3 protein-coding genes and 2 pseudogenes are annotated in these 2,973 nt (G+C 35.8%); 4 read left to right on the top strand and 1 reads right to left on the bottom strand.

Going from position 1 to position 2,973, the window contains the following annotated elements:
• Nucleotides 1-701 precede the first annotated feature (701 nt).
• The 4 genes and pseudogenes from HMPREF9707_RS01640 to tcrZ all read left to right on the top strand — a co-directional run bounded on the left by HMPREF9707_RS01640 (nucleotide 702) and on the right by tcrZ (nucleotide 1,942).
• The gene (locus HMPREF9707_RS01640) at nucleotides 702-1,157 is read left to right on the top strand and encodes a CopY/TcrY family copper transport repressor (protein WP_006700973.1); all 456 of its coding nucleotides are present in this window, start codon (nucleotides 702-704) and stop codon (nucleotides 1,155-1,157) included.
• Between the two features lie 42 nt (nucleotides 1,158-1,199).
• Nucleotides 1,200-1,379, top strand: a pseudogene (locus tag HMPREF9707_RS09280) (cation transporter).
• Between the two features lie 87 nt (nucleotides 1,380-1,466).
• A pseudogene (locus HMPREF9707_RS08660) lies at nucleotides 1,467-1,655 on the top strand (hypothetical protein); the annotation flags it as partial.
• 80 nt (nucleotides 1,656-1,735) lie between these two features.
• A complete protein-coding gene (gene tcrZ / locus HMPREF9707_RS01645; RefSeq protein ID WP_006700974.1) occupies nucleotides 1,736-1,942 on the top strand; it encodes a copper chaperone TcrZ in 207 nt (68 codons plus the stop codon).
• Between the two features lie 251 nt (nucleotides 1,943-2,193).
• Here tcrZ and HMPREF9707_RS01650 read toward each other — a convergent pair.
• The coding region (locus HMPREF9707_RS01650) for an IS110 family RNA-guided transposase (protein ID WP_006700975.1) at nucleotides 2,194-2,973 on the bottom strand (780 nt) is incomplete at its 5' end.

Here is a 2,973-nt window from a genome sequence, read left to right on the forward strand (position 1 = left end):
GTTCGCCAAACCAAAGTAAGTGTTTGATTGGTCTGGCACGGGGTTTGCCAAACCAAAGTAAGAGTTTGATTAGTCTGGTACGGGGTTCGCCAAACCAAAGTAAGAGTTTGATTGGTCTGGCACGGGGGTTCGCCAAACCAAAGTAAGTGTTTGATTGGTCTGGCACGGGGTTCGCCAAACCAAAGTAAGTGTTTGATTAGTCTAGCCCAGCTCTCACCAAACTAAAGTAAGTGTTCGCTTGGTCTAGCTCGGGGGCCCCAAACTGTAAATTTTGGTTTTATTTCACACTAACTTCAAGCGCTATGTTGCACTAATAGAACAAAAAACTATTTCGCTAAATGAAATAGTCCTTTTTGTGACTTATTTTACTCGAATGACTAAACTATCTCGTGCAGCTTCCACTACTTCTGTCGTGATAGTTTCAAGATTATTGATTTCTAGTATTCTTTCGATTATGTATGGGGATTTTATGTTCCTTTTTAAATTAAAATAATTTATCGATAACAATATAAGAAGGAATTATTATAATTCACTTGTTCATTTATATAACTTTTATAAGATATTTTAAGAATCTCGAAGACTTATAAGAGTAAGATCACGAAAAAACCTATTTTAAAAATACTATTGACAACTATCGTTTACTAATGTAAACTATACTTAACATTAGCGTTTACGTATGTAAACGAAAGAGGGGAGAGAATATGAGTACTAGAGCTGTAAACCTCCATATAACCGATGCTGAATGGGAAGTCATGCGTGTAGTCTGGGCGAATACCCAAGTGACTAGTAAAGAAGTCATTTCTACATTGGAAGAGAAATTGGACTGGAAACAAGCGACAACCAAGACGCTCTTAGGTCGACTCGTGGAAAAAGGCGCACTGAATACAGAGCAAGAAGGTAGAAAATATATTTATTCGGCAAATATCGAAGAGAAAGAAGCGATAAGAAGTTTTACAAACCATATTTTCGATCGTATTTGTCGGAAGAAGGTCGGGAATGTAATAGAGAGTATCATTAAAGATCATACTTTAAGTTTCGATGATATCCAACGGCTAGAAGAAATATTAGAGATGAAAAAAGCTTTCGCAGTAGAAGAAGTTGATTGTCAGTGTGCAGAAGGGCAATGCGATTGCCATTTACATTATCATGAAGAATAAGGAGCGAGAAAATTGGAGAATAAATCATTTGCCATAGAAGGTATGACATGTGCATCTTGTGCGCAGACAATTGAAAAAGCTGTCGGAAAGTTGTAAGGCGTAGATAAAGCTTCAGTCAATTTAGCGACAGAAAAAATGCAAGTTTCTTATAACCCGTCAGTAATTTCTGTAGTAGATGTGACTGGTGCTGTATCCAATAGTGGCTATACAGCAGTATTATAAACAACTGAGACTCAAGATAATTCACGAGCAGAGAAGCGTGAGAAAAAAGAATGAAGCAACTTTCAAATCGTTTTGGGATATCCATACATTAAACAAAACTCGTTCTGGGCTTTTGCTTACAACTTTGTAGGTATTCCAGTTGCGATGGGTCTCTTGTATATTTTTAGCGGACCATTGATGAGTTCAATGTTTGCGGCAGTCGCCATGAGTTTCAGTTCCGTATCGGTCTTGCTCAATGCTTTACGGTTAAGACGATTCAAACCACCAGTTGTTTAGAAAACACGGAGTTTATCTGGGATTTAAACTTCTTCCTATTCTATATAAATGAAGAAGATAAAAAAAGGGGGAATAAAATAATGAAAAAAGAAGTCTTATTAGATGGCGTAAAATGTGCAGGTTGTGCGAACACGGTGCAAGAAAGATTTTCAGCTATTGAAGGGGTTGAATCTGTAGAGGTTGATTTAGCGACTAAAAAAGCAGTGCTTGAAAGTCAAATAGAGATTGATACCGAAACGCTCAATGCTGCTTTAGCAGAAACTAACTATTCAGTATTAAGTGTATAAAGTACGAATACCATTTATTCACAGATAGTAGATAAAGATAAAGTATAGAACCCTTTTCATGAGAATTATATATAGTGTTAGATGAGGGGTTCTAAAACTTTAAAATCAGTCTTTAATCTAATAAGCCAGCTATAAAAATGTCAACATAATTTAGAGTATATTTTATGTTGAGCTTCGACCTTTGAAAGTGGTGATACTAATAAATTTATGCATGACAAATAAGCCTAACTTTTTAAATTTTTAAATTAGACTTATTCTTGTTCTTTATTTGAGTGATGCCTTACTTCGTAAGGTTTATCATTAGTCCAAACCGCAAAGATTATATTAACAAGTTTTCGACAAACTGCGCCTATCGCAGTTCCATGATGCTTACCTCTAGCTCTTAGAGATTGATAATACTCAGATAAAGCAGGATCTTTGTTTGAGGCGACAAATGCAGCTTGCCAAATGGCTCGTCTTAAATATGGACTTCCACGTTTAGATATACGATTATTAGTACCTGTAAAATCACCTGACTGATGTATAGATGCGTCTAATCCCGCAAAAGCTAACAACTGATTTGGTCTTTCGAAACGTTTAATGTCGCCTATCTCACCAATTATTGTGGCAGCGGTAATAGAGCCAATACCTGAAATGGTAGTTAAGTGATGATCATCTTTTTCTAAGAGTTCATTGATTTTACTTTCAACATCTTTTATTTGAGATTCGAGTAACTCAATTTGTTGGATTAACAGTTGAATCTGCATTTTAAAGACATCAGAAGCTATTTGGATCCCAAAGGAATCAGATGCCAAATTTTTGATTTCATCAACCTTAAGCATTGATTTCTCTTCGGTGAAACGCCCCTTACTAGCTTCCTTTAGAAGTTTAGTAAGATGAGTTGATTCAATGTTCAACAGGTCTTCAGGTAACGGTGATTCTAACAATAGTTTTCTAGAAGTCTTACCAAACATATCTGAGAATAATCTTTCGTATTCTGGGAATACTTGATCAAGACAAGAAATTATTTGTCTCTTTATGTCTGAAGTTTG

This window comes from Falseniella ignava CCUG 37419 (assembly GCF_000301055.1).
GTDB classification, from domain to species: Bacteria; Bacillota; Bacilli; order Lactobacillales; family Aerococcaceae; genus Falseniella; species Falseniella ignava.